Annotated in this window: 21 protein-coding genes, 2 tRNA genes and 1 pseudogene; 4 read left to right on the forward strand and 20 right to left on the reverse strand. The window is 33.1% G+C overall.

Annotated elements, in window-relative coordinates; genetic code table 11:
* Positions 1 to 5 precede the first annotated feature (5 nt).
* From GAN53_RS02175 to GAN53_RS02245, 15 genes are all read right to left on the reverse strand, one after another.
* Positions 6 to 1931 carry an acyl-CoA dehydrogenase family protein gene (locus tag GAN53_RS02175; RefSeq protein ID WP_151409373.1) on the reverse strand — a complete coding sequence of 642 codons (1926 nt, stop codon included), beginning with the start codon at positions 1929 to 1931 and terminating at the stop codon, positions 6 to 8.
* Positions 1932 to 2140: 209 nt separating this feature from the next.
* Positions 2141 to 2216, reverse strand: a tRNA-Gln gene (locus tag GAN53_RS02180).
* 87 nt (positions 2217 to 2303) lie between these two features.
* Positions 2304 to 2379: transfer RNA gene (locus GAN53_RS02185), tRNA-Gln, on the reverse strand.
* A gap of 104 nt (positions 2380 to 2483) precedes the next feature.
* A complete protein-coding gene (locus GAN53_RS02190) occupies positions 2484 to 2690 on the reverse strand; it encodes a sulfurtransferase TusA family protein (protein WP_151409374.1) in 207 nt (68 codons plus the stop codon).
* Positions 2687 to 3748, reverse strand: a complete 1062-nt coding sequence (gene yedE / locus GAN53_RS02195; RefSeq protein ID WP_151409375.1) for a YedE family putative selenium transporter — start codon at positions 3746 to 3748, stop codon at positions 2687 to 2689. Before yedE ends, GAN53_RS02190 begins: the two co-directional genes overlap by 4 nt.
* A gap of 19 nt (positions 3749 to 3767) precedes the next feature.
* Complete coding sequence (locus GAN53_RS02200; RefSeq protein WP_151409376.1) at positions 3768 to 5138, reverse strand: Na+/H+ antiporter NhaC family protein; 1371 nt, start codon at positions 5136 to 5138, stop codon at positions 3768 to 3770.
* Between the two features lie 12 nt (positions 5139 to 5150).
* Entirely contained in the window at positions 5151 to 6263 is a 1113-nt protein-coding gene (locus GAN53_RS02205; protein ID WP_192574072.1) for a uroporphyrinogen decarboxylase family protein, read from the reverse strand.
* Positions 6264 to 6308: 45 nt separating this feature from the next.
* A complete protein-coding gene (locus GAN53_RS02210) occupies positions 6309 to 7421 on the reverse strand; it encodes a uroporphyrinogen decarboxylase family protein (RefSeq protein WP_151409378.1) in 1113 nt (370 codons plus the stop codon).
* 8 nt (positions 7422 to 7429) lie between these two features.
* Positions 7430 to 7942 carry a hypothetical protein gene (locus GAN53_RS02215; RefSeq protein WP_151409379.1) on the reverse strand — a complete coding sequence of 171 codons (513 nt, stop codon included), beginning with the start codon at positions 7940 to 7942 and terminating at the stop codon, positions 7430 to 7432.
* Positions 7943 to 8356, reverse strand: a complete 414-nt coding sequence (locus GAN53_RS02220) for a DUF4430 domain-containing protein (RefSeq protein ID WP_151409380.1) — start codon at positions 8354 to 8356, stop codon at positions 7943 to 7945.
* A 9-nt stretch (positions 8357 to 8365) separates the two neighbouring features.
* Positions 8366 to 9937, reverse strand: coding sequence for an ASKHA domain-containing protein (locus tag GAN53_RS02225; RefSeq protein WP_151409381.1), 1572 nt, complete (start codon positions 9935 to 9937; stop codon positions 8366 to 8368).
* Positions 9934 to 10581 carry a corrinoid protein gene (locus GAN53_RS02230; protein ID WP_151409382.1) on the reverse strand — a complete coding sequence of 216 codons (648 nt, stop codon included), beginning with the start codon at positions 10579 to 10581 and terminating at the stop codon, positions 9934 to 9936. Before GAN53_RS02230 ends, GAN53_RS02225 begins: the two co-directional genes overlap by 4 nt.
* Positions 10574 to 11353 (reverse strand): uroporphyrinogen decarboxylase family protein, encoded by a 780-nt coding sequence (locus GAN53_RS02235; protein WP_151409383.1) that lies wholly within the window; start codon positions 11351 to 11353, stop codon positions 10574 to 10576. Before GAN53_RS02235 ends, GAN53_RS02230 begins: the two co-directional genes overlap by 8 nt.
* A 250-nt stretch (positions 11354 to 11603) precedes the next feature.
* A complete protein-coding gene (locus tag GAN53_RS02240) occupies positions 11604 to 14123 on the reverse strand; it encodes an ABC transporter permease subunit (RefSeq protein ID WP_151409384.1) in 2520 nt (839 codons plus the stop codon).
* Between the two features lie 45 nt (positions 14124 to 14168).
* Entirely contained in the window at positions 14169 to 14498 is a 330-nt protein-coding gene (locus GAN53_RS02245) for a hypothetical protein (RefSeq protein WP_151409385.1), read from the reverse strand.
* Positions 14499 to 14602: 104 nt separating this feature from the next.
* Between GAN53_RS02245 and GAN53_RS02250 the strand changes: the two genes are divergently transcribed.
* Together GAN53_RS02250 and GAN53_RS02255 are read left to right on the forward strand one after the other, a co-directional pair.
* The gene (locus GAN53_RS02250; RefSeq protein WP_151409386.1) at positions 14603 to 15493 is read left to right on the forward strand and encodes an ABC transporter ATP-binding protein; all 891 of its coding nucleotides are present in this window, start codon (positions 14603 to 14605) and stop codon (positions 15491 to 15493) included.
* Positions 15494 to 15663: 170 nt separating this feature from the next.
* Complete coding sequence (locus GAN53_RS02255) at positions 15664 to 16044, forward strand: glycogen/starch/alpha-glucan phosphorylase (RefSeq protein ID WP_151409387.1); 381 nt, start codon at positions 15664 to 15666, stop codon at positions 16042 to 16044.
* A gap of 47 nt (positions 16045 to 16091) precedes the next feature.
* On the opposite strand, the gene GAN53_RS09900 is transcribed toward GAN53_RS02255, so the two are convergent.
* The 3 genes and pseudogenes from GAN53_RS09900 to GAN53_RS09810 form a co-directional block, all read right to left on the reverse strand.
* Positions 16092 to 16586, reverse strand: a complete 495-nt coding sequence (locus GAN53_RS09900) for a group II intron maturase-specific domain-containing protein (protein ID WP_263969945.1) — start codon at positions 16584 to 16586, stop codon at positions 16092 to 16094.
* Positions 16563 to 16970 (reverse strand): annotated as a pseudogene (locus tag GAN53_RS09905) (reverse transcriptase domain-containing protein); the annotation flags it as partial. The pseudogene GAN53_RS09905 and the gene GAN53_RS09900, both read right to left, overlap by 24 nt.
* An 81-nt stretch (positions 16971 to 17051) precedes the next feature.
* The gene (locus GAN53_RS09810) at positions 17052 to 17372 is read right to left on the reverse strand and encodes a hypothetical protein (protein ID WP_225791800.1); all 321 of its coding nucleotides are present in this window, start codon (positions 17370 to 17372) and stop codon (positions 17052 to 17054) included.
* Between the two features lie 554 nt (positions 17373 to 17926).
* Here GAN53_RS09810 and GAN53_RS02265 point away from each other — a divergent pair.
* Together GAN53_RS02265 and GAN53_RS02270 are read left to right on the forward strand one after the other, a co-directional pair.
* Positions 17927 to 18520, forward strand: a complete 594-nt coding sequence (locus GAN53_RS02265; protein ID WP_151409095.1) for a helix-turn-helix domain-containing protein — start codon at positions 17927 to 17929, stop codon at positions 18518 to 18520.
* Positions 18508 to 19377, forward strand: coding sequence for an IS3 family transposase (locus tag GAN53_RS02270; protein ID WP_263969942.1), 870 nt, complete (start codon positions 18508 to 18510; stop codon positions 19375 to 19377). Before GAN53_RS02265 ends, GAN53_RS02270 begins: the two co-directional genes overlap by 13 nt.
* Before the next feature lie 228 nt (positions 19378 to 19605).
* Here the strand turns inward: GAN53_RS02270 and GAN53_RS02275 are convergent, their stop codons facing one another.
* A complete protein-coding gene (locus GAN53_RS02275) occupies positions 19606 to 23706 on the reverse strand; it encodes a protein kinase domain-containing protein (protein ID WP_192574073.1) in 4101 nt (1366 codons plus the stop codon).
* Positions 23699 to 25852 (reverse strand): hypothetical protein, encoded by a 2154-nt coding sequence (locus tag GAN53_RS02280; RefSeq protein ID WP_151409389.1) that lies wholly within the window; start codon positions 25850 to 25852, stop codon positions 23699 to 23701. The genes GAN53_RS02275 and GAN53_RS02280 overlap by 8 nt, the downstream gene beginning before the upstream one ends.
* Positions 25853 to 25892 lie beyond the last annotated feature (40 nt).

Below are 25892 nucleotides of genomic sequence, written 5' to 3' on the forward strand. Positions count from 1 at the left end.
AATCCCTACTTTCTATCTTCTGGGAATTCAAATTTGATGAATTCTTCTTTAGCTTCACCTGATACTGGTGATACCCAGCTATCTGGCAATTTGTCAAATGGTGTACCTGGTTCGATTCCTTGTGTTGGATCACCGATTTCTGGGTTATATTCATAACCTGAACCTAAGTCAAGATAAATATCTTCTTTTGGTGCCATCTTACGAGGTTTGCTTCTCTTAACTTTCTTCATTGGTGGAGCAGGTTTCTTAGCTTCGCCGTTATCTAATTCTTTGATTAGTAATGGTAAAACTTCTGCAAAGTCCCCAACTATACCATAATCACAGTTGTTAAAGATTGGTGCATTTTTGCTGTTGTTAATTGCAACTATTGTAGATGCATCACGGATTCCCTTTAAGTGTTGGCCAGCGCCTGAAACTCCAACGCCTATATATAGGTTATTTTTGAAGTTTTGACCACTCATACCAACGTATCTATCAAGTGGGACATATTTTAATGTTTCTGCTACTGGTCTTGATGAAGAAATAGCTGCTCCTGCTTGGTAAGCAAGATCTTCTATTAATTTCATATTTTTCTTTTCACCAATACCACGACCTGCAACTACTATTCTTTCAGCTTCTGTAACTGGTGTCCATGGATCTATACCAACTGTAAAGTCGTATCCATCTTTCTTTAAAGCTGCTACTAAATTTTTAACCGCTTCTTTAGGATCTCCTTCAAAGATCTCCCCTTTTCTGATCCCTGCAATTGGACCTTGTTTTGATTTTCTTCCAACTGCTTGGACTCTGGGTGCACGTCCGACTGTGTTTGCACCGACAACAACTCTCATGATTTCGTTAGTTCCTTCATAAATTTGGGTAATTTTTGCATCTCTAAAGAATCTTTCAACATCAACACCCTTGATAAATCCAGAACCACCGTAAAGTTGGATAGCTTCTGTTGTAATCTTCATAGCAAGATCTGAAGCAAATTGTTTAGCCATAGCTGCTTCTGCAGAATATCTTTCATGATTTTCTTTTAGTTCTGCAGCTCTGTAAATCATAAGTCTTGCAGCATCAAGTTGAGTTGCCATATCAGCAAGTTTGAATGTATTTGCTTGTAAGTGAGCTATTGGCATACCAAATTGTTCACGTTCTTTAGCATAAGCTAGAGCTGATTCGTAAGCACCTTGACCAATACCTAATGCTTGTGAAGCAATACCAATTCTACCACCGTCAAGAGTTGCCATAGCTATCTTAAAGCCTTGACCTTCTTTGCCAAGTAAGTTTTCTTTTGGAACTTTTACATTGTCAAAGTGTAATTCTGCTGTAGATGATGATCTAATACCTAATTTATCATAGTGATCAGAGCATGTAAATCCTTCCATACCTTTTTCTACGATAAATGCAGAAATACCATGGGTTCCTATACCTGGAGTTGTAACTGCGAATACAACATAAATATCAGCTTTTGGAGCGTTGGTGATAAATATTTTTTTACCATTTAGGATATATCTATCTCCATCAAGTTCTGCTGTTGTTTCTGTACCACCTGCATCTGAACCAGCGTTTTCTTCTGTCAAACCAAAAGCACCGATTTTTTCACCTTTTGCTAGTGGAACAAGATATTTTTGTTTTTGGTCTTCTGTACCAAAGGCGAAAATTGGGTAACTTCCTAAAGATGTATGTGCTGAGCAAATTACACCAACACCACCATCTACTCTAGATAATTCTTCTACTGTAATAGCATAGCTTAAAACATCTAGACCTTGGCCACCGTATTCTTTAGGATAAGGTATGCCCAAAAATCCAAGTTCTCCCATTTCTTTTACAATATCATCTGGGAACTCATTTTTTTGATCTAGATCAAAAGCAATAGGTTTTACTTTTTCTTCTGCAAATGCTCTAACTTTTTTACGTAGAGCTTCATGCTCATCTGTAGTCTTAAATAACATCAAAACCTCCTTATGTGTTCTTAATATAATTCTATTTCTAAGAAAACGTTTTGTCAAATATATTTTTATCTAATAAATTTATTTCAAAGTAATTTGACTTATTTTGCTAATATACATAAATTTATACAGACAATTGATTTCTTACATTGTTTTTTTATTAAAACTAAAAATAAATATAAAAAAAGATCGACGAAATCGATCTAGTAAAATGGCTGGGATAGTAGGACGCAAACCTACGATCGTAAGACGCAGAATCTGGTGCTTTACCAACTTGGCTATATCCCAATAAATTTATTTACCCTTATATATTAACGCTAAATTATAGGTCTGATAAGCTTTGTCGTATACAAATTTCCTTATAATTTGAATATTTGGCTGGGATAGTAGGACTCGAACCTACGATCTCCAGAGTCAGAATCTGGTGCCTTACCAACTTGGCTATATCCCAATAATTTTATTTACCCTTATATATTAACACAAATTTTATTTTTTGGATAATTTTATTTAAAAAGGTCCTTGCAAAAATTTACAAAGACCTTTTTAGCTTATTTATTATTTATTTCCAAGAACTTTGTAATAATCTTTTTCTTCATTTACACTAGTTTTGTAACCAGCATTTTCTAGAAATCTTATTACATTTTCTTTGGCTACTTCTGTATCTACTAAAACTTCGATATTATTTTCGCCTGTTAGGGTTGCTTCTTGGGTTAACATTATTGGTTCTGGACAGCTTAATCCTCTTGTATCTACTTCTTTCATGCATTACTCCTTTTTGACATACTTGCTATTAGTAAGTTTATTACAAAACAAATTGCTACTGCTATCATTCCATTAACTGTTGGACCTTCTGGGCTTGATGCTAGTCCAAAGTTGTGAGCAAATGCAGCTCCTATGATTAATCCTATTACTGTAATTGCTGCATCGTTATCGCCTTGACCTGATAATACTGTTTGTCTAATTGGGCAACCACCCATTAATACTGATGAGAATCCCATCAATAGTGTTCCTAGGAAATTCCACAAGTGATTGCTGTGAGCTACTGGTTGTTCAGCAAAGCCAAATTTAAATTGGCCAAATACTAGGTTCATTACTAAAGCACCGATAAAAATTCCAAGAGCTCCCATAAATAAGGTATTATCTTTTACTAAAATTATATCTCTAAATGCTCCTGCTGTACAAAGTCTTGTTCTTTGGAATAAGGATCCAACGATTAATCCTGCTATTATAGACATTATAATTGGAGCATGTTTAGATCCTGGTCCTTCTGTTGCAAATACTATAAATTCTGGTTTAACAAGTAAAAATACTAATAATAAAACCATAAATGCTGGCATAAAATATCCGGCAATTTTGCTTTGATCATGAGCACGTCCTAGAGAAAATCCTTTTTTAAGGAAGTATACTCCGATTGCTATACCACAAATAAAACCTAATAAGCCGACAATTGCATTGGCATCTCCACCTGCAAGTCTAAGTATTAGTCTAAGTGGGCAACCTAAAAACATCAAGGCACCTATCATTGAGGTAAATCCAAGAGTAAATCTTAAAATTGGAGCAGATCCTCCCTTAGATTTGAATTCTCCTTTGATATTAGCCATTATACAAGCTCCTAAGATAAAGCCTATAATTTCTGGTCTAATGTATGAAACTTTTGCTGCTGAGTGTAGGCCGATTGCTCCTGCTATATCTCTCCAGAAACAAGCAAGGCAAAAGCCCATGTTACCAGGGTTGCCATTTTTTACCAAAAATGCGGCTATGGCACCGATTATCAAACCTGCTATTAGGTTTATTGTTTTACGATTTTTATTAATTTCCATAAAATCCTCCGATTAATTTTTATAAATTTTCTTTTAAAATTGCACTTTCTGGCATGTCTTTTTCAAAATTCCACTTATCTTTAGTTTTTGCAAAATCTACAAATATTGATAAGATTGCAAAAACTGCTAGTAGGTACTGGTAAAATAGAAATGGCATTATATCAACTGGTGCAAGGAGTCCTTGGGTGATTTTTGCTGCTATTAGAAGCTGAATTCCATAAGGGATAAGTCCTTGACCAACGCAAGAGAAAATATCCAAAAGTGAGGCTGATCTTCTAGGGTCAACCTTATAATCTTTTGACAATTTCTTGGCTATAGGTCCTGCTATTACAATGGCTACAGTGTTATTGGCTACAGCTATATCCATCAAAAATACTATTAGGCAAATTCCAATTTCCGCAGATTTTCTTCCTTTTACAAAGCCCAAAACTTTTTTGTTGATAAAATCAAGTCCACCTTCTTTATTAACCATGTAGGAGAGTCCACCAATAAGCATTGACAAGATAAAAATCTCTGTCATTGATGTAAAGCCTTCGTAGATAAGTTTTGATAAGCCTATAAAGTCAAAGGAATTTTGGAAAAGCATAATTACGCTTGCAAAAATTATTCCACTGGTTAAAACTACAAATACGTTGATTCCAATAAGAGCTGTTACTAAGACTAATAGATATGGCAAAACTTTTACTATTTCTATTTGGCTAGTTTCTATTGGCACTACAGTTTCAGGTCTACCAAAAGCTATAAATAAAATCAAAGTAATGATAGCTGCTGGCAGTGCAATTTTTAGGTTTAGGTTAAATTTATCTTTCATATCTACATTTTGAGTCTTGGTTGCAGCTATGGTCGTATCGGAAATAATGGATAAGTTATCTCCAAACATTGAACCAGATACTAAGGCTGCAAGGCTCATAGCAAGATTTAGACCAGCTCCTTGGGCAAGGCCTATTGTAACTGTTGTAAGAGCTGAGATTGTTCCTACTGATGTACCAGTTGCCGTTGACATAAAAGCTGCTATTATAAAAATTCCTGCAATTATAAGATTGGCTGGGACAAATCTAAGACCAAGATTAACTACTGCATCCCTACCGCCGCTTGCTTGAGCAACTGTAGAAAAAGCTCCTGCAAGTAAGTAAATTAGGCACATGGTTATGATATTTTCATCTCCACAGCCTGCTATAAATGTAGAAAATTTCGAATTTAAGTCATCTTTAAAAAGTATAAAGGCAACTATTACAGCGACAAAAGCTGCAACTGGTGCTGGCATTTGATAAAAAGCATTTTCCACGCCTTGAATTTGCAAAATAATTCCTGTTACAAAATAAATTATTACAAAGACTAATAAGGGTATCAAGGCATAGGCATTAGCTTTAGTGTTTTTATAAGTTTCCATTTTTTATCCTCTCTAGCTTTTAATAGCTTCTGGCATTTGACCGATTTTGGCGTCTTTGCCATATTTATTGATGGCGTAGATAAAAGCGTTTAAATTTTCTATTGGAGTTCCTACTGGGGAGCCACAGCCTGTAGCTGCTATATAGCCACTTTTGGCATCTGCTGCTTTTTTTATGCAAGTTTTTACAGCTTCTATTACATCATCAATACTTCCATAGCGCATCACTTCTACTGGTGCAACATTTCCCACAACTATAAGCTTATCCTCGATTGCTTTTTTGCAAGCTTCTATGTCCTCACAATTATCGACACTGAAAAAATCTATATCAAAATCTTTATAATATTTCCATTGTCTGTTTGTGTGGCCACAAATGTGTAAATTTGGCTTGATTCCATTTAATTCATAGTAGGCACTTAGTTGTTTTTTTAGATAAGGTAGGGAAAATTCCAAAGCTTGTTTTGGTGATAAAATATCATCGCAAGCTACTGGATCAACCACCATTACGCTTGTCGGTCCAAATTCCTTTTTGAAAGCTTTTGCCCAAGATAAGTTAGCCTGATAGCAAAAATCCAAAAGTTTTTTTACCCCATCAGGATTTTTCTTAAGATCTCTAAGAAGTTTATCCACTGGTCTAATGGCTGCTGCCGTTGTAATTGGCCCTGGGATTTCAGTTTCAATTACCATATCAGGAAATCTATCTTTCATGATTTTTCCTCTTTTTAGCTTTGCAAGCAAAACTTCGTTGCTATAGGGATCTGGCATTTTTATTAGATTCATATTAAGCTGATCTTCCATGACAAATTTTTCTATATAATCTATGTCATTTTCTGGAAAAACAAGCTTTGATCCTACAGCTTGGCCCATAGTCCTAAGAGAAAGCTCCTCTGTTAGTCCAACTATTTTGTAGTGATCGTATTTGTATTTTACAATATCAGTTAGGACATCTACATCTTCCATTTGGCTAATGCTATAAGAAAGACAATTTGCAATTATTCTATTGGTAGACATTATTGCAAAGGGAAGATGATCCACCACTTGGCCTTTTAGATAGGCGGAAGTTCTTTGGCCTGAAGTAATCTTTGGCCTATAATTTTCCATTTCTATTTCAAGTTCTTCTTTATCCATCAATCCTCCTTTCATAAATATTTATACAAAAAGCTAAAATTATCTTTATTGATAAAGAGCTTTTGGTATCTCATTAATTCTTGCATCTTTGCTATACTTTCTTACTGCATAGACAAAGGCATCGACATTTTCCTTGGGAGTTTCTGCTGGAGTCCCACAGCCTGTTGCAAGTATGTATCCATTTTTTGCATCCGCTCCCTTTTTTATACAAACTTTTACAGCATCAATTACATCGTCAATGGTCCCATTTTTCATAACATCAACTGGTGGAAGATTGCCCATTAAAGCTAATTTGTCTTCTATGGCAATTTTGCATTCTTCTAAATCATGGCAATTATCCACGCTAAAAAATTCTATATCAAAATCTTTCAAATCTTCCCACTGTCTTTTGGTGTGGCCACAAATATGTAGGTCTGGCTCTATGCCATTTAGTTTTCTAAGTCTACTTGTCAAAGCTTTTAAATATGGATATGAAAATTCCTTGGCTTGTTTGGGAGATAAAATATCATCGCAAGCTACTGGATCTGCAATCATAATTTTTCCTGGTCCAAATTCCTTATAAAAAACTTCTGCCCATTTCATATTTGCTTCTAGGCAAAATTCCAATAATTTTTTCACTTCTTCTGGATTTTTTCTTAAATCTCTTAGTAATTTGCTTAAAGGTCTAAGAGCTGCTGCCGTGGAAATTGGTCCAGCAAGAAAAGTTCTAATAGGATGGTCGGGAAATTTTTCCCTTAATTTTCTTGCATCTGCTAATTTTTTTGCCAAAATTTTATTTTTGTAAGGATCTGGCATTTGCAAAAGATTTACATCAAGCTTTTCATCTAGGAAATATTTATCGACACGATCTATTCCATTTTCTGGGAAAATCCCAGTAGATCCAAGGGCGTAGGCCATGGTTCTAAGATTTAGGCCTTGAGAAATTCCAAAAATCTTATATTCTTTTGCTAATTTGTCGGTAACTTCAATTTGTCTTTCGATATTTGAAAATTCTTTTATAGAATAGCCTAAATTATATCCATAAACCACATCCAAGCTCATTATATTGTAGGGCAGATGATCGACTCTTTGTCCACTTAGATAAGCCTTCAATCTCTCATGTGAGTTCATCTGTGATGGGTATTTTTTAAGTTCTTTTTCCAGTTCTTCTTTGTTCATTTTTCTTCCTAAGTTAGACTTCTAAAATGTTTCTTGCCAGTGATGTATTCTTCTAATCTTTTGATTAGTATAAAATAAATGACAATATTTCCTAGCATATGGTTGATATCAAAGGGAATTGAACCCACATACAAGGCAATAAATGAAATTTTGCCTGCATCTATTATCAAAACTTGCATTAATGTAATTAATAGCCCATAAATAAATCCTGATCCGCCAAGAGCTAGAGCCTTGGTCAAATCAGTTTTTTTTATTTTTTTAAAGATCAAAAAATTAATTAGGCTTAATATGGCAAAATCTACAATTTGAAAAATCACCCAATAACCAAAGCCCAAATAAAAGCTTGTCACTGTCATGGTTATAGCATTTACAATTATCGCTTCGTCAAGCTTTCCATCAATGGCAAGAATTAGAATAATATCTGATAAAATTTGCACATTGGGAATAAGTTGAAAATTAATTCTACTTACCACGCAAATTGCGATAAGACTTGCAAGTCTTGTAAGTTTTCTAGTATCCATCTACATTTGTTCAAATCTAAATTCTATTTTATCCCCTTCTTTGACTTCATAATCGCCGATGCCAACTTCTGCCATTTGATCGTTTACATAGTACATCCAGTATTGGTTTTTATCCTTATCTTGGCTTATGCCTGCTAGTTCTGTCATCATTCCATTTTCAAATTTAGCTTTGTGTTTTTCTTCTAGATATTTTTCTAGACCATCTTTTCCTATTTCTGCATCTTCTGTTAGGATTTCTTTGTCATTAACCTTATCGTAAATTGTTATCTTTACGCTTGTAGTTTCTGGAGTTTCAGCCTTTTCTTCTACTTTTGTTTCTTCTTTTGGCGCTTCTTTTGCTTGATTGTTACAAGCGCTTAGGCTTATTGTTGTGATTGTTAAAATTGCTAATAAATATTTGTTGATTTTTTTCATATTTTCCTCCTAAAATTGCATGGCTCTTGCAAATGTTTTTTCATAATCTTTGCTTGTTGAAAGTTCCACGTAAGAAATTTCCTTGGCTAAGTCTTCCATTTCATTTTTTATTTGGGGATTCATAAGAGCCATATATGCCCCAACTAGGGATGAATTTCCCACATAAGTTATCAAATTTTCTACTTCTTTTGGCAAAATTCCAACTTTACTTATATCAGATTTTTTTAGATGCGAGCCAAAAGCTCCGGCGATTATCACAGAATTTAATTTCTCTATTTCAACCTTTTCTATTTGTAAAAGCGTCAAAAATCCCGATAAAATCGCTCCTTTAGCAAGTTGAACTGCTCTTATATCATCTTGGCTTAGGTAAATTTTATTTTCTTCATCTAAAATTATAAATCTCTTGCCATTTTCATTCTCTCTGATATATTTTTTTCTAAAATTAGAATTTTCCAAGTTTTTTGGATCTATTATCCTTCCTCTTTTGTTAATTAATTTATTCTCTATCGCCTCTGCTACGGCGCTTAGTAGGCCACTTCCGCAGATGCCCTTAGCTTTTTTACCTCCTATAATTTTTAGTCTTATTTGATCTTTTTCTATTTTTATTTCTTCAATAGCTCCTCTTTCTGCACGCATACCATATGATATATTCATCGCCTCTAAGGCTGGACCAGCTGCAGTTGAGCAAGCATACAATTTATTTCTAGTTTTTAGAACCATTTCACCATTTGTTCCAATATCTATAAATAAGGTATTTTCCTTTTCTTTTAGTTTTGTAAGATAAACTCCAGCGACTATGTCACTGCCGATAAAAGCCGAAACATTTGCCAAAGTGTAAAGATTTGCGGGAAAATCTATGTCCAAATCTCTTGCGCAAAATTTTTGCCCTTGTAAAAATTCCGCCTCATAGGGAAATCTACCAAGTTTTTTTGCATCCGCTCCTACTAGCATGTGTAACATAGTAGTGTTGGCAGCTACTATAATTTCTTTGATAGAATTTTTTTCGATGTCATAATCTTTTATAAGTCTATGTAAAAGTTCCTTTAAACTTTTTATTAAAACTTCTTTTAATAGGTCTTTGCCCTTAGGATTTTCATATTCAAAGCTAATTCTAGTCATGACATCAAGGCCATATTTGCTTTGAGGGTTAATATCTGAAATTTTGCCCACGATTTCACCAGTTGATAAATCTACCAAATAAAGGGCAATTGTCGTAGTTCCAATATCTATGGCAAAACCATAGCCAGATCTGAAAAACTTTTTAAAATCTGGGATTTCCCCCTGGTCCAATATTTCTAGTTTTGAATTTTGGTAAAAATTTCTAATTTCTATATCAGTTTCTGGGAAAATTTGACAGGCAAGTCTGATATTTTCCTTAATTTCTTCTTTGCTTAAAAGCAATTTTTCTTTTTCGCTTGGTGGACTTACAATCCCAGATAAAATTTTTATCTTGCATTTGCCACAAGTTCCTTTGCCATTGCAAAAATTATTGATCTTTACAGAATTTTCCAAAAAATCTTTTAGGATATCTTCTCCACTTGTTTGAAATTCTTTGTCTAAATTTTCTACTTTTATTTTCATTTTCCAATAAAACTTTTGGCTACTTTTACCGCTTCTGTTGCATTTTCACTGTAGGCGTCTGCTCCGATCTTTTGGGCAAAACTTTTTGAAACTGGGCCTCCACCAATCATTACAATAAATTTATCGCGAAGACCTCGCTCTTTTAGCATATCTATAACTTTTTTCATATTTTCCATGGTTGTCGTCATAAGAGTTGACATCATTATAAATTTTGCATCATTTGCCAAAGCTTCATCTATAAATTTCTCACAAGGAACGTCTTTTCCTAAATCTATCATCTTAAAACCAGCAATTTCTAGCATAAGTTTTACTAAATTTTTACCAATATCGTGAGTATCGCCCTCGACAACGCCAATAACTGCTGTCGCCAAAGTTTTTTCTTGGTGACTTTCCATTTTTTCTGTTAGAACATCGATACCGTTATACATGGCATCAGAGCAGATTAGAAGATCTGAAATATAATATTCTTCTTCTTCAAAAAGTTTGCCAACTTCATTCATTCCTTTGATAAGACCCTTAAAAATCGCCTCTTCTGGGTCGTAGCCTTCTGCTAGATAGGCCCTGCAAAGATCGGCAATTTCCTCATCTTCTTCATCTATAACCATCTGTGCCATCTTATCAAAATATTCTTCTTTGCTAGGCATTTTCCCTCCATATTTTAATCTTATTTACTTTATCAAAACTTTTATCAGCTAAATTTATGCACCTATCGCCCATAAGAGAATGTTCGCTAAACAAAATATCTATGTATTTTTTAGGCTTTTCAAGTTCTATCTCTTCAAAATAAGCCTTATCTAAGTCAATGAGGGCAAAAGTCGATTTGGGGCAAAGGTGAAAAGTAAATTCGTAATTTTTTCCCAAAAGCAAAACTTTTTTTAGAAATTTTTCCAAAAAATCGTCTACATATCTTGCAATTTCTTTTTCTCCCAAGACTTTGGGATCAAGGATACTTTCAGAAAAAGAAAAAACTTTTACACCTTTTTCAAGCATTTTTTTAATAAAATCTATGTAAATATCTGAAAGTTTGTCGTAAAGGTCATTTAAAATTTCTCTTTTTTTCTTCATAGCTCGCATGACTTTTGTAAGTTCGAGAAGATTATCAAGGGTTGCCAAAGGTCCTCTAATTTCTATTACAGTTTTTGCTGGATCAAGGATTTCCAAGGCCTTTACCATAGTTTTGTAAGCTTCATTTTCATAATTCATTTGCAAATCAATTTCTTCAATTTTTTCAAAAATTGGGACAGCTTTGATACCATTTTCAAATTCAACTCCCAAACAAACAGAAATTATGGGAAGGATTGGAAGTGAGATATATATGCCCGATTTGGCAAATTCTGCCATAAGCTTTGGATTGCTATAAGTTTCTTTATTTATGGCACGACTTGGATTATCCACGCACTTATAAGATCTAATCATAATTTTCTCCCAAGCTTTAAAAGTTTTTTCCACAAAAAAATTAATGATTCTTATGGAAATTTGCACATAGCAAATACAACCAAAAGCGTGTACTTTTTAGGAAAACCTAAGCTTTTAGTTCCATAATAATCATTAATTAGCTCAAAAAAGATTTAAATAAGTGTACTTTCCCTAAGGATTATCTAAATCTCTTGATATTAACTTAACATTTATAAGCACTATTGTCAATATTATTTATAAATCTTCTAAATTAATCAACTCTAGTGCTTATTTTTCTTCCAACAAAATAAATTATTCCACTTAAAATTAGCATAAGACTTATGCCCTTACTGACATTTATTCCCACGATATTTTTCTTTACAGCTATCGATCCATCGACTACATCGTTAATTGAAAAATATGCCAAAGGATTAAAACTTGCAGTATTTGGCAAATATCTTACAGCAAGTATTAGGATTAATCCAACAAGTGCCATTATAAAATAAATCTTATATCTATTTTTGACTTTTACACTTAGGCTGTGGGCAAAAGTATATAGCAAAATAAGTAAGCTTAGTGAAAGCGCCAAAGCTTCTAAGAGATATTTGCCAAGGCCGATATAAGTGTAATAGGATGAATAATCTATATTTTCCATAGGATTTTTAACTACCCCTTCATATCTTAAAATCGGATAAGCTAGTGTTTTGCGAGGGTCAAAGATAAGTCCTATGATAAGTATAAGACCTAGGACAAAGGCAAAATATTTTAAAGATTCTAACAAACCAACCAAGTATTTTTTATCATAATATTTTCCCCTATCTATTGGATTTGTGTATAAGAAATCCAAAGAATCACTTTTTTCAAAATCTCTATTGTAATTTGTCCCGAAAAGATAAAGGCAAAGCAAAATCAAAAGTACTGGCAAATTGTATTTATAGATAAATCTATAAACTAACATAAAAGATGAAATATCAAGCGGAATTTGTCTTGCCATGGCAAAGTCTAAATCCTTAGAATTTTTATCCTCGTCATACCAGCTAAGAGACCTGTTAAATATAACTTTCATCGGCTTTAGATCTTTTTTTACCAAGAGTTCCTTATATTTTTCCCTAACTTCTTTAGAAAATTCTGACAAGTCCCCATTTTTTAGAGTAAGAGGATTAATATCTACGCTTTCTTCAGCAAAGACATTACCCCTATAATCTCTAACAAGCCCATCAATATAGGCGTTAGTTTCATAGAGTAACTTGTAAAAGTTTGGATTGTTTTGCCTATAAAGATTTTCCAAATTCTTATATTCTTCTAGTCGCCTGGTCGATTCTTCAAATTCTTTGCGATTTTCTTCCATATAAGAAGATTTTGGATAAAAATACTCTTCTTTATTATTTTCAATGCTCATTCTTAAGGCTAATTTTAGCATGTCTGCCTGAAAATATTCTTTGCCAACACTATTTACATAGTACAAATTGGATGAAATTAAAACAACTATCAAAAATCCTCCTAGAATATAGGGAATTTTTTGATCTAAGAATTTCCCACTTTTGTAAAATTCAAATCCCATAATAGACATTGGCTTTGTTCTTGAAATAGCCTTATGCCTTAGTTTTATCATCTTATCAATGGCCAAAAATCTAAAGGAAATCAATAATAGGACAAATATCAAAATTAAATATATTACAAAAAACATGACCCTTATCCTTGGACCCACATAGACAAAAGGATTGTTTGAAACTCCATTTAAACTTGGATCAAGCTCATAAGCTCCCAAGAAAAACTTATCGTAGGTAAAATATATAGGATTGTAGAGATTTTTTAGCTTGTCAAAAACATCGGTCACTATATATAAGAGGGCAAAAATAGAGCTTTGAATGATGGTTGCAATACTATTGTCTTTAAAAATTAAAATTATTAGGCTTGAAAGGGCAAAAATCAAAAGGCTTTTAAAAATAAAAAGTCCTACTACTTTTAGTAGATATTGATAAAATAATATGTAAATTTCCTTATATTCATAAATTCTAATAGGAAAATCCATAAGGAAATTTATATCTTTTTTAATTAATCCACAGATAAAAGAAAAGAAAAATATTAATAGGCTATAAAATAGACCCAAGCCGATAAAACTAATAATTTTCTTTAGCAAAAATCTTTTTCTAGAAAAAGGTTCTATGAAATACAATAAGATATTATCTTTTTTGTAGTCATCTCCTATGGAATTTACCAACAAAAATCCCAGTAAAATACAAGGAATAAAGCCAAAATATAAATTTAAGTTAGTAAATAAAATATTGGCAGAGCTTTGGTAATTGTCATTTAAAAACTTATCAACATCGACCTTATTTTTATCCAAATATTGGTAAGCCACATCATAATAAGAAAGTTTATCCTCATATTCTTTTGTTAGTTTTAGATTATATTTATTTATAAAATTCTTAATCTCATTGATGTAATCATGGTTAACAGCTGGATAAGAAAAATCATAGAGAATCTCTTTTTCGCTTTTTATGGCATCATCGCCCTTCATTTTTTGTATTTTGGTATAATCTTCATTAAATTCCTTGCTTTTTCCTTGCCAAGCATACTCATTCCTGCTTACTTGCTCGATAACTGGATGGTCATCCTGGCTAGAAATAACTTCATACAAGAAATCAAAATCACCAACCGCCTCATCAATTTGCCTATCAAACATATTTATAGAAAAAAAGTTCCCATAAATAGTAAGAATTAAGGCAAGCAAAAAAATCGCCCAAAAACTGCCATTTTTAAAAAATTTCTTTATCTCTAATTTATACATTTTTCTACCTCAAGATTTTTTGGGCTATCTTTATTGATATTAAATCTATTTATCTACTAAAATACTCATTAATTCGCTTCTATGATATCCTGGTAATCTTCCACTGTAAACCGCTTCCGAATAAAACTTATAAATCGTTTCGCTTGTTCTATAAAGTTTTCCTGTATAGTAATAGTCACCAATCCATTTACTAAAATTTATATAGCTAGGTGGATTAGTATGATGAAAAAGTCTTGATTCTGAAAAATATTTGCTATTACTTGCGTTAATAGTATCTTCTAATACTAAATTATTAAATTCATCTGCTTTACATTCAGTAGGTTGTATACCCATCGTAACTAACAAACCTGCAAGTACAACTAATTTTTTATTCATAATTACTCTCCTAAATATAAAAAGATAGCCCAAGCATATATACTTTTTCTAATTAATATGCTATAATATATTATAACATATTAATTAGAAAAAGGAAATAAAAAATGATCGTCGAAGTTAATAATTTAAATAAATCCTATGGCAAACACAAAGTTTTAAACGACCTATCATTTAAGATAGAAAAACCACAAGTCCTTGCCCTTATCGGCCCCAACGGTTCTGGCAAATCTACTCTTATGAATTGTATGATGAATCTTATAAGCTTTGATAGCGGAGAAATTGAAATTTTGGGCAAGTCTAACAAGGATTATGAGATTTTTAGGGAAGTTTCTTTTCTAAAGGATAATAGGATATTATATCCATATCTAACAGGCTTTGACCATCTCAAATACATTTGCGACATACAAAAAATCCCCCAAAAAAGAATTGACCAAGTAATAGAACTTGCTGATATAGGATCTTTCTATAAAAAAATCGTAAGCTCCTACTCACTTGGCATGAAGCAAAGACTCCTTCTTGCTATGGCTCTTTGTAATAATCCAAAGCTAATACTTATGGACGAACCTCTAAACGGTCTTGACACTGATAGTATTTTTAAATTTAGAGATTTGATAAAAAACTTAGGCGAAAATAATACAACAATTCTAATTTCTTCTCATAGCCTAAATGAGCTTGATTACATAACTAACGATATACTTTTTCTAAAAGACGGTTCTGTAATCTACGAAGATATAGAAATTTATAAGCAAACTGAATATAGGATATTTTTAGAAAATTCAGACGATATGAAAGTTTTACAAAATTTTTTAGATACAAATTCAGAAAATATAAAATATCAGATAAAAGAAGCTGAAAATTCCATAATTTTTAACCTTCCTGATTCAAAAATCAACCAAGTCTTAAGTTTTATCTACGAAAATAATATAAAAATCAAAAAAATCCTAGCTAAAACTTACGGTGCTGAGGATAGGTACAGGAAGATTTTTGACCTTTAAAGGTCATTCTAATAAAACGATATGATTTTTCTATTTATTCAGCCCGAAATAATTTGATTATTTATTATATATATTACTAAATATATTTCATATTAAACCACATAAATGTGTATTTAATTTATATTCAATCTGTATTAACATGTACTTAAGAAAGAAAAGGGAGGAATATAATGAAAAATCAAAAAAGCAAATTATTAGCAATCACATTATCAGCATCATTTGTGCTATCATCAATAGCACCAGCAACAGCAAAGGCTAGCTCTATAGATATGGCCCAAAGCTCTTATTATGTAAATCTAGATCCAGATACAGTAAACCCAGAGATAATTACTGATCTTATTAGCAAGGCTGAGGGCTTAAAAAATATTCTTAAGCATAAACCAAATGCAAAAGTGTACGAACATGCCTTAGATATAATCATAAATGTCTTAAAGAGAATCGACCCAGCCAAAGCTGCTAACAAGGTTAAGCTTGCTTCAGAATCAATTGATGCTATCAAGTTCTCAATTGAAGATATCCAAGTCAAAAATCGAATAGGGGCTAAGATCTAGCCCCTTTCACACCACCGTACGTGCCGTTCGGCATACGGCGATTCAATTTAATTTACACATGCCCTGCTTATATAGTAATCGTAAGGGTCAATTAAGCCTGTTTTACTTAATCTTTTTTTTGTGATTGCTCTTACTAGGCATGTTTTTGTTGCTACAAAGTAGTATCTGTTTCCACAATAGGCTGTTAATCTTGCTTGGTCTTTTATTATTCCCATTTTCATTAAAGCCCATTGTCTTTTCTTTGATACTTTCCACATTTTCCAGAATATTATTCTGAGTCTGGTTCTTAGGTGCTCGCTGAAACCTTTTAGTTTACTTTTCATGCTTGCTATTTTAAAGTAGTTTATCCATCCTCTTATTACTTCATTTATCTTTTTGATTCTGTATTCTAAGGATACTGACCGTTTTCTTGTGGTTAGTTTCTTTATTTTATTTTTGAATCTTTTAAATGATGTTTCATGGACTCGTGCTTTCCATTGATTTGTTCTGTTGCCTTTCCAGTATCCAAATCCTAGATATTTTATTCCGCTTGGTTTTGTTATTTTACTTTTTTCTGCATTTACTTTTAAGCTAAGTTTCTTTTCTATGAATCTTGTTATTGAGTGCATTACTCTTGTGGCTCCTGCTTTACTTTTTACAAATATTAAACAATCGTCTGCATATCTTGTATATCTAAGTTTTCTTGCTTCTAGCTCCTTGTCTAGTTTGTCTAGCATGATGTTGCTTAGTAGTGGTGATAGGTTCCCTCCTTGTGGGGTTCCTATTTCACTTTTTCCGTATATGCCTTTGTTCATTATTCCCGCTTTTAGGTATTTTCTGATTAGTGATTCTATGTCTGGTGCTTTGATATGTTCATGGACTATGCTCATTAGTTTATCTTGTGGCACTTTGTCAAAGAATTTCTCTAGGTCTATGTCTACTACCCATTCGTATCCGTCGTTTAGGTATTATAGGCTTTTTGTTATTGTCATTTGACGGTTTCTTCTTGGTCTGAGCCATAGCTCGTTTCAGAAAATCTTTTGTCTATTATCGGGGTTAGTACTTGTACGATTACTTGTTGGATTATTCTGTCCATTACTGTTGGTATTCCGAGTTTTCGTTTTCCTCCGTTTGGTTTTGGAATTTCTACTCGGACTACTGGTAGTGGTTTGTAGCGTCTTTTCGATAATTTCTTGTCTTATCCTTGCCCAGTTATTTTTGATGTATTCATCTATTTCTTCTACACTTATGCCATCTATGCCAGACGCTCCTTTGTTGGATATGACTTTTAGTTTGGCTTGGTGCATGTTTTCTGGGTTTAGGATTTTATTTATTATTTTATCTTCCATGTGTGTGCACTTGCTCCTTTCCGCTTACATAACTTTTTCTTATGTGTGAGATTTTGATTTCATTTACGTTTTTTCTACTTTCTCTGTCAGATTTGTTATGCAACATACATTTTGCTTATGCTCTTAAATTGTTCGGTCCTTCGGTGTTTCCACCTACTATGACTTCTGCTGACTTCTCATAGTTCGTTGTTACTACTGTGTAGTCTATAAGACCTCACGGTATAAGTCCTAATACTTTCATCGTTTACTTGCAGAATTTACACTTTGGGTTACGGTTACCTTTTGGGTCTTTTCTATCTTAGGCTAGCTTGCCACCTGTTACGCTTTGTATTCTGTTCCTGTTCGTCAAGCCACGATTTCGCTACCCGTTCTTCTCTCCTAGGTGTCACCATCTAAAACTTCGGGGTCGCTATTAGATTCGTTGGTAACTACGCTCTGTAGGGATTTTCACCCCAGCATTAGAACATGCCCGTCATACATAAAAAACGCCAAGGGAAATGAACTGACCCCCAAAAGTTAGACCTAAAAACTAACTAACGGAGGTCAGTTTTTTAATGGCAAAATATAGCACAGAATTCAAAATGAAAGTAGTAAAAGAATATTTAGAATCAAACATCTCATATAAATCTTTATCAGACAAATATTGCATACCATCAGAAAGCGTAGTGAAAAGCTGGGTAAATGCATACAAATCACAAGGCTATGAAGGACTAAAAGTAAAAAGAAAAAATACACAATATACTTTGGAATTCAAGTTAAATGTAGTAAACTTGTACTTAACAGGAGAAATGTCCTATCAAAGCCTAGCAAACAATCTTAAAATCAATAATCCATCAATAATCACCCGATGGGTCAATGAATATAGAGAAAAAGGAATTGAAGGACTTAGATCTAAAAAGAGAGGAAGACCTTCAAAAATGCCAAAATCCCCAAAGAGATCAAAAGACACTAAAATAGAATCATCAGCAAACATAACTAATTTAGAAAATGAATCATTAACACAAGCACAACTAAAAGAAAAGATAAAGAAATTAGAAGAAGAAAACTATTGGCTTCAATTAGAAAATGATGCAATAAAAAAAAAGATAGAATTGTCTCAAATGACAGATACAGAAATAAGACAATTGCTGAAACAATCAAAGTCTTAAGAGATAAATACAAACTAAAAGACTTGTTAAAATACTTTAACATTGCCAAATCAACATACATGTATTGGCAAAAACGCTTAAATAAACCAAATAAAGATCTAGAATTAGAAAAGAAAATACTTAAAATAAGAAAAGACAATCCAAACTACGGCTACAGAAGAATAACAGCAATGTTAAAAAGATCAGGACTGATAATAAACAAAAAGAAAGTACAACGATTAGTTCAAAAGTTAAAACTTCAAGTAAAAAGCTATTCAAGAAAAACAAGAAAATACTCATCCTACAAAGGACAGGTAGGAAAAATATCAGACAACAAAATAAAAAGAAACTTTAAAGTGGAAACACCATACACACAAATAACAACAGACACAACAGAATTTAAGTATTTAGAAAAAGATAAAACAGGAACATATCAAATAAAGAAACTCTATCTAAACCCATACCTAGATATGTACAACAGTGAAATACTTAGCTATGAAATATCAAAACACCCAACAATAGAACCAATCTTAAAAGCCTTAGACAAAGCAATAGAGGTAACTAATAAAAATAAAGAAAAAAGAATATTCCACTCTGATCAAGGCTGGGCATACCAAGTAAAGCAATACACATCAAAACTAGAAGAAAATGACATCACTCAATCCATGTCAAGAAAAGGAAATTGCTTAGACAACTCACCAATGGAAAATTTCTTTGGGATATTAAAACAAGAAATATATTACGGAAATAAATTCTATTCATACGAGCACTTAAAACAAACAATTGAAGATTTCATAAAATATTACAACGAAGAAAGAATAAAAGAAAAATTAGGATACTTATCACCAATAGAATACAGAAAGAAGAATGCAGCATAAAAATTTCCTACCCCTAGGGGTAGGATAGGACAAAGAAATACCAGGGCTAGTTTAATTCTAACTCTGGTATTAGGTCCAACTTTATGGGGTCATCTTATATTATTTAGATATACCATCTAAAGTCTATTTTTATGCAAAGAAAAACCCCTCAATCCGGATTTCGGATTTTGGGGTTGGTTTATAAAGTTTGTTTTTGTTTTTTACTATATGCTTGGCTAATTAATAATCCTATAAATTAGGAAAGTTTATCAGTTTTTTCTTAGATGAGATTAAGTTTTCAAAATATCCCTTCAAATCGCCATCAAGTGTATCTCTATCTATGAGCAAGACTCCTGATTGTTGGCATCTATTTCTTAACCTATCTAATTCATTTCCATTATACTTATAAGAATTTATTATGATTGGGACTGTATCTATACCGAATTTTGTGGCGTGGTAGCCTATTTCATATATAAATTCATTTCTAAGTCTTGATTGCTTGCAGGAAATCAAATATGTTGTAAGACCCTTGATGCAAACTATGTCTATTTCATTTTTGATAAGCTCGCTATCCTTATCAATGTCATCATCAGCCTTCCAATCAATTTCTATATTTAGTCCGACATTGTCAAAAATATCCTGAAACCTAGCAATTTTGAAAAAAGCATAGGTTTCAAGGGCGTTGCCCTCCCTGGTGAAAAAGTCCCTAAAGGCCCTAGATCCATAAGAGAAATTTAATCCTACCGAATTTTTATTCTCATAATAGTTAGCATAGGATTGTTTGTCATCATCCAATACATTGAAAATTTGAGTATCCTGATTTTTGCTAAATACATTATATGATTTCATAAAACCGTTAAGCTCATCTAAATAATCTTCAAACTCATTTTTGCCATATTCAGATGCTTCTCGATCGGGTAAAATATCAGGTGCAAATACATAATTATCACAGTCCAAGGATGAACTAATTAAATAATAGTAATCCTTGAATTGAACCTTATTACTGTCAACAGTGTCAATCTTATAATTTTGCTTGACAAAGTCTACTTTTTCCACCCTATTTTTTATACAGCGGGATACAAATCTTTTTAGAGCCTTTAAGTAATTTTCATCATGAGATTTCACTTCCAAATACCCTTGGTTTTTAGGAAAACTATAGGAGCTTATAAAGCCGTTCTCTTTTAAAGCATCCAAGGCCTTAAGGATTGGTCTAAAGGCGTCTCTATTTACTTTGGTGATTTTTTCACCTACTTTTTCCGTATGTTCACTTCCTGATTTTTTGACATTATTTAAGGAGAAGATATAGGATTTTTGTCCCTTATTTAGGGTGTAGATGAATTTTCTGTAATCCCTGCTACCTAAGTTTTCATAGGCAAACCACAAGCTATCTGAGTAAATATCCAAATCCAAGAAGCTATTTATCTTATCCTCTGTATCTAGCCTAGCGTTATTTAGGTAGAAAGTCTCTTCTATACTTAAAGTTGGCCTTATGAGATTGTAGTCAAGACCTTCGTAGTCACCATCCCAATTATTATTGCCTTCGTAGATGACATATGAAACTGGCCTTGCCATATCAAGAAAAGATGTAAACCTGGCCTGCTTTACGGTGTTGCCTGTAAAATCAAAGATGATATTTTTATCAGAATGACTTTCCACTTCAAACTTAACCTGGTTTTGGTCTATGATCCTTATGGATGTTGACCTTAAATTTCTCTTATCACGGAGAAAGCTCTTGATTGTCTCAAACTTATGGGCAAGATTTTCTTCTGGATCTTTTATAAAAACAACTTGGGCTGGCCTAAATTTTAAAACAGCTGCTATGTTTTTCCAAAGGCTGCCTTCATCAGATACAAATGGTTTATAAAGTATATCTACAGGCCCATAAACTATCTGGCCTATGGCGTCCACTATATCATAATCTATGAGCCTGTAATTCTTGTGGTTTTTGTGGGAAATTATAATTTTTACCCTATCTTCTATGGACTCATAGATATCATTGACATCAGGAGATATTTGATGCCTGCCCCTCCACAATAAGTCTTTTATCCTCCTATCGATAAATTTATAGATAGCCTGGCTATCCTTATCTCCCTTTTTGATATTTTCTATAATATTGGCTAGCTTTTGCATATAGGATTTTAAACTAGTATTCACAGGGTCTAAAGGATAGTCGTAGTCTCTTGCTAAAAATTTGAGATCGTAAGCTAGGCTTTGCTCGGAAGTTTTTATGCTTGCTTCTTGGGCCTTGCTTATATTTTCTGAAATCCTATCTATCTCGTCTATTTCATCACTGTTTATCCTTTTTAAGTGGTAGTTGCTTATGAGAGGGTGGAAAGGGTAAGGCTTCGCTTTTTTATCTCGGTGGTCATTGTTATTTTTGTAGGCATAGGAGAAAAATTCATCATCGCTAGGTTTTTCATAGCCTTCTATTATCATAAACTTATTCCAAGAATGGTGCTCCATATAGGCCATCTTATCCCTAATTGTAGGACCTTGCGGATTATCAGGATCAAGTGGAGTTTCATTTTTGATTAACTTTGAAAATTCCCTATAAGGCCTTAGGCTATTATGGATGCCGCAATCATAGAGCTTGTATTTGATAGAAAGGGCAGACCTTAAGGATGATTTGGCATTGTATAGGTCATCTGATTTTATAAAATTGTCGAATAATTCGTCCCTGTCAATCCTTTCCCTGCTTGAAAGTTCATAAAAACTATGGACTCCAAAGGCTTCTTCAAGGATCCTGCCTTCAAATTTACCCCTTTCATCGGTTGCCATTTTAATTTGGTCATAATAGATTAGGCTAGTTGCCTTTGCATTTTCATCTGCCCTATCCTTGCCCAGGTCAAAAGACCTTACGATAATGACTCTCTTCTTGTCATCATCTTTAGCCTTATCAAAAATTCTCTTGCCAAGGTCTTCTTCCTTGGTATTTTTATTTTCTAAAATTAGGATATAGGTATTTTTCTCTATATCATCTAAGAGGTCGAAATTTTCTAGACCTACAAAGTCTATCCCGGCATAGGCTTCGTCTGTTATAGACTCATCTATCTTGTCATAAACCAGTTGGCCATCTATCTTTATCTGGCAGGTCCTCTTTAAAAGAGGGGCCCTTTCTAGAAGATAATCATGAAATTCACTAGAATTCCTATAATAAAAAGTGAAATTCAACTTGACTCCATCTATCAAAAGTGGGGCGAAAATCAAATCGAAATAGAGTTTTGCATCTTCATTATCAGCAAATATCCCTACATTTAAATTAGAATCCTCGTCTATATAATCATAAAGAGGGTGTTTATCCAAAATATGGGCAGCTCCAACAAGGTCAAGAAGTGGCTGTCTCATCTTTTTTTCGATAGCTTTTTTTGCCCTTGCCAAATCTTCTATAATCCTGTTATCGCTTATAAACCTGTCATAGATTTTCACACATTCTACAACTAGGTCTATTAGGATTTTACTTACCTCCTCGTCTACAAAAATCTTATTTTTTATTTTATTAAGCTCACCAGCAAGGAGGTCCCTTATCAGGTCCTCGTCTTCTAAGATCTTATCTTCTAAGTATTTGCCAGTTATCAGATAAAATAAGTTTGACCCAAACATAAAGGTATCTATGCTAGGACTTATCAAAAATGACCTTACAGTCTCCATGTCTGTTGTGGTTTTAAGCTCTGGTGCTAGGAAAGATTTTTGACTTGGCCCATAAATTTCCCTTACCTGGCCTTTTTTATTTAAATCTATACAAGCATCAAAATCAAAAAGCCTTACTTTCCTGCTTTCATAATCATATAAGATATTGTTTGGGCATAGGTCCATGTAGACAATATTTTGATCATGGATGTTTTTTAAAATCTTTGCTAGGCTTAGCATAACTTCCACTATCCTAAAGATGTCCAAAGACTTGAAATTATCGAGACTCCTGGCATTGTTTGTTTCATAAAAGGCCAGACTCTTTCCCTCGTAGTTTGCAAGATAAAGTGGTTCTACCATATCATCCCCAAGGATGGAAAAGAGTTTTTTATTCTTATCAAAGTCATCTTTAAATTTTTGCTTTTCTTCATTGTCAACAAAATAGCTTGGATTGTTCTTACGATAGTAATCCACCAATATATTTTCTATATCATTACTATTTTCGCTCTTCTTTGTGTTATTATTTTCCTGGGTCTTAAGCTCTTTTATAATCATGGTTTTTGTTGTGGCCTTATCAAGATTAACCCTTGCTTGATAAACCCTAACACTCCTGCCCTCGCCGATTATCTTAGGATCTAGAACTTCAATATCATAAAAGGTATTATTCATCCCCTCTATTTTTACAGAAAATTTTTCTGCTAATCTTTGGTCTGTTTTATTCATTAACTTTTCCTTTTTTATCATTTTCTTTTTTTGCCATTTCAATCAAATCATACAAGCCCCAAACCTGCCTGTAGGTTTCCAAAGCTTCATTTGTGCAGGCTATCCTTGCCAAAAGATCTTCATAAGAGTTTGAAAGATTATATTCATACATGCCTACTTTTTTAAGTTCATAGTTCATAAACCTAATATAGGAAGCCTTTCTTGCATGGGCTGGCACTTTTCGGATTTTTTCTTCATCTGTGAAATTAGAATATCTTTCTTCTGCCTCCAATATAGATTCTAAAAACAAAATGTTTATAAACTTAATCCTATCAGGGCTAAGCGAACCCTTATTTGACCCTAGCTTGCTAAGGTAGGTTGGGTTTATCTTGTTGCCCTTAAGCATCTGATAAAAGTCTTTGTATTTTTGAGCTCCTAGGTCAAGTTTTTCTAAATATTTAGGATTAAAGGCTGTCAGAGCTTTCCTGTTATATAGGTAGGATAACATATTTTCCTTATAAGATGTTTTAATATCAAAGGATACGAATTCTATCCTAGCTATGTCCTTATTATCTGGCAAGAAATTAAATTTCGCCTTGTTTTTATGGTATATATTTTCCAGCTTGGCCTTTTTTTCTGGCCCATAGGCTGTAATTTCTAGGTAGTTTAGCCTTGGCAGTTCATCTAAAACCATAAATTCTTGGTTGCCGTAGTAAATTGTATCACCAAATTCAATAGGTTCCTCTGAAGCTTTAAGCTTACAATTTATAAATGCTTCATAGTAATTTTTACCATAGTGATTTATATTATCCTCATCTAGACCGTAATAAATTGGATCTATGAGCTCTTCATCTACACTACCATCTTCCTTGTGATATATAAATTTGTTTTCTGGATTTTTTTCAAAAAGAACTTCACTATTGACTCTGATATCCATTTGCAAATAGTCCTCTGCCTCTATTTGATAGTCCTTATCTGCTTTTATTGTAAAATCGCCCAGAGAATCCTTGTCGTCTGCCCTATTGGTTTTTAAAGCTTGACCAAAAAATTCGTCTCCCTTTTTAATCTTGACCCTTTTTCCTACTTTTGGATAAATCCTTATCTTGTATTCTTCCTTGTATTCGATATCATCTCCCCTAAAGATAAGTGCATCGTCTTTTACTAAGGAGTAGTCGCTTTTTGGATTGCTATCGTCTAGGTCAAAATCTTCAAACTTATCCTTAGAGCTTATTATGTCGTAAGCTAGTTTGCTTTCTACATTTTTATAAGAGTTCATAAATCTTTCTTCTATGGTTCTCTGTCTGACTTTGTTTTGACTTACATATTTATAGGCTCCTAAGACTTTTTCTATATTTAGAAAGTCATCGTCCCTAGATTTTTCTATAAATTCCCTAAATATATCCAGAATTTCTTGGGTTTTTTCCTTATCTACCAAATCCTGGCTTAAAATCGGTTGGGCTTCTACACTAGTATATATTTCTTTTAGTTTGAAATATTCATCGACCCTACCATCGTAGAATTTTTTGCAGATATAGATTAAAAATTCTTCTTCGTCCCAAAAATCGAGTCCTTCCTCTCCCAAAACTTTTTTAAGAAAAACATTAGTAGTATCTAGGTCCATATTTAGACCAAAGGATAAGACGAGCATCTTTTTTCTTTGAAGATTTGTTGAGATTAGGATATCTTTTTTGATGCCAGATCTGACATAGGCACTAGCCTTTATTGATTTTAGCTGGTCATTCTTCTTAGTCTTGGCAAAGTCTAGCCTATCAAAATTGTCCTGGTCCTTACTAGAAAGTCCATTTTCACAAAAATCTTCATAAACATAGCCAGCTAAATCTTCTAGCAAATCATTTTTTTCGCTATTTTCTATAGCAGAAAAAACCTCGCTGGCCTTTGCCTCTATATCCTTCTTATCAATTCCTAACTTATCTTGATACTTCCACATTAAGTAGTTTATTATATACTTATAAAATGGAGGTTTGCTTTTGATTTCTATCTGCCTTTGGTCTTCATAAGGGAGGAGAAGATTGGAAAACGAATCCTCAATTTCAAATATTTCATTGGTAAATTTATTTATCCAATCTTCATTATCCTTATTTACCAAGGCTGTGTAGCCAAAGGAATACATCATATTATGGCTTTTATCTCTAGGTGTTTGATCCATATCTACTCCTTATAATATAAGTTTTTGCCTTCACTTGCTT

The organism is Anaerococcus sp. Marseille-P9784 (genome assembly GCF_902500265.1).
In the GTDB taxonomy this organism is placed as follows: Bacteria; Bacillota; Clostridia; order Tissierellales; family Peptoniphilaceae; genus Anaerococcus.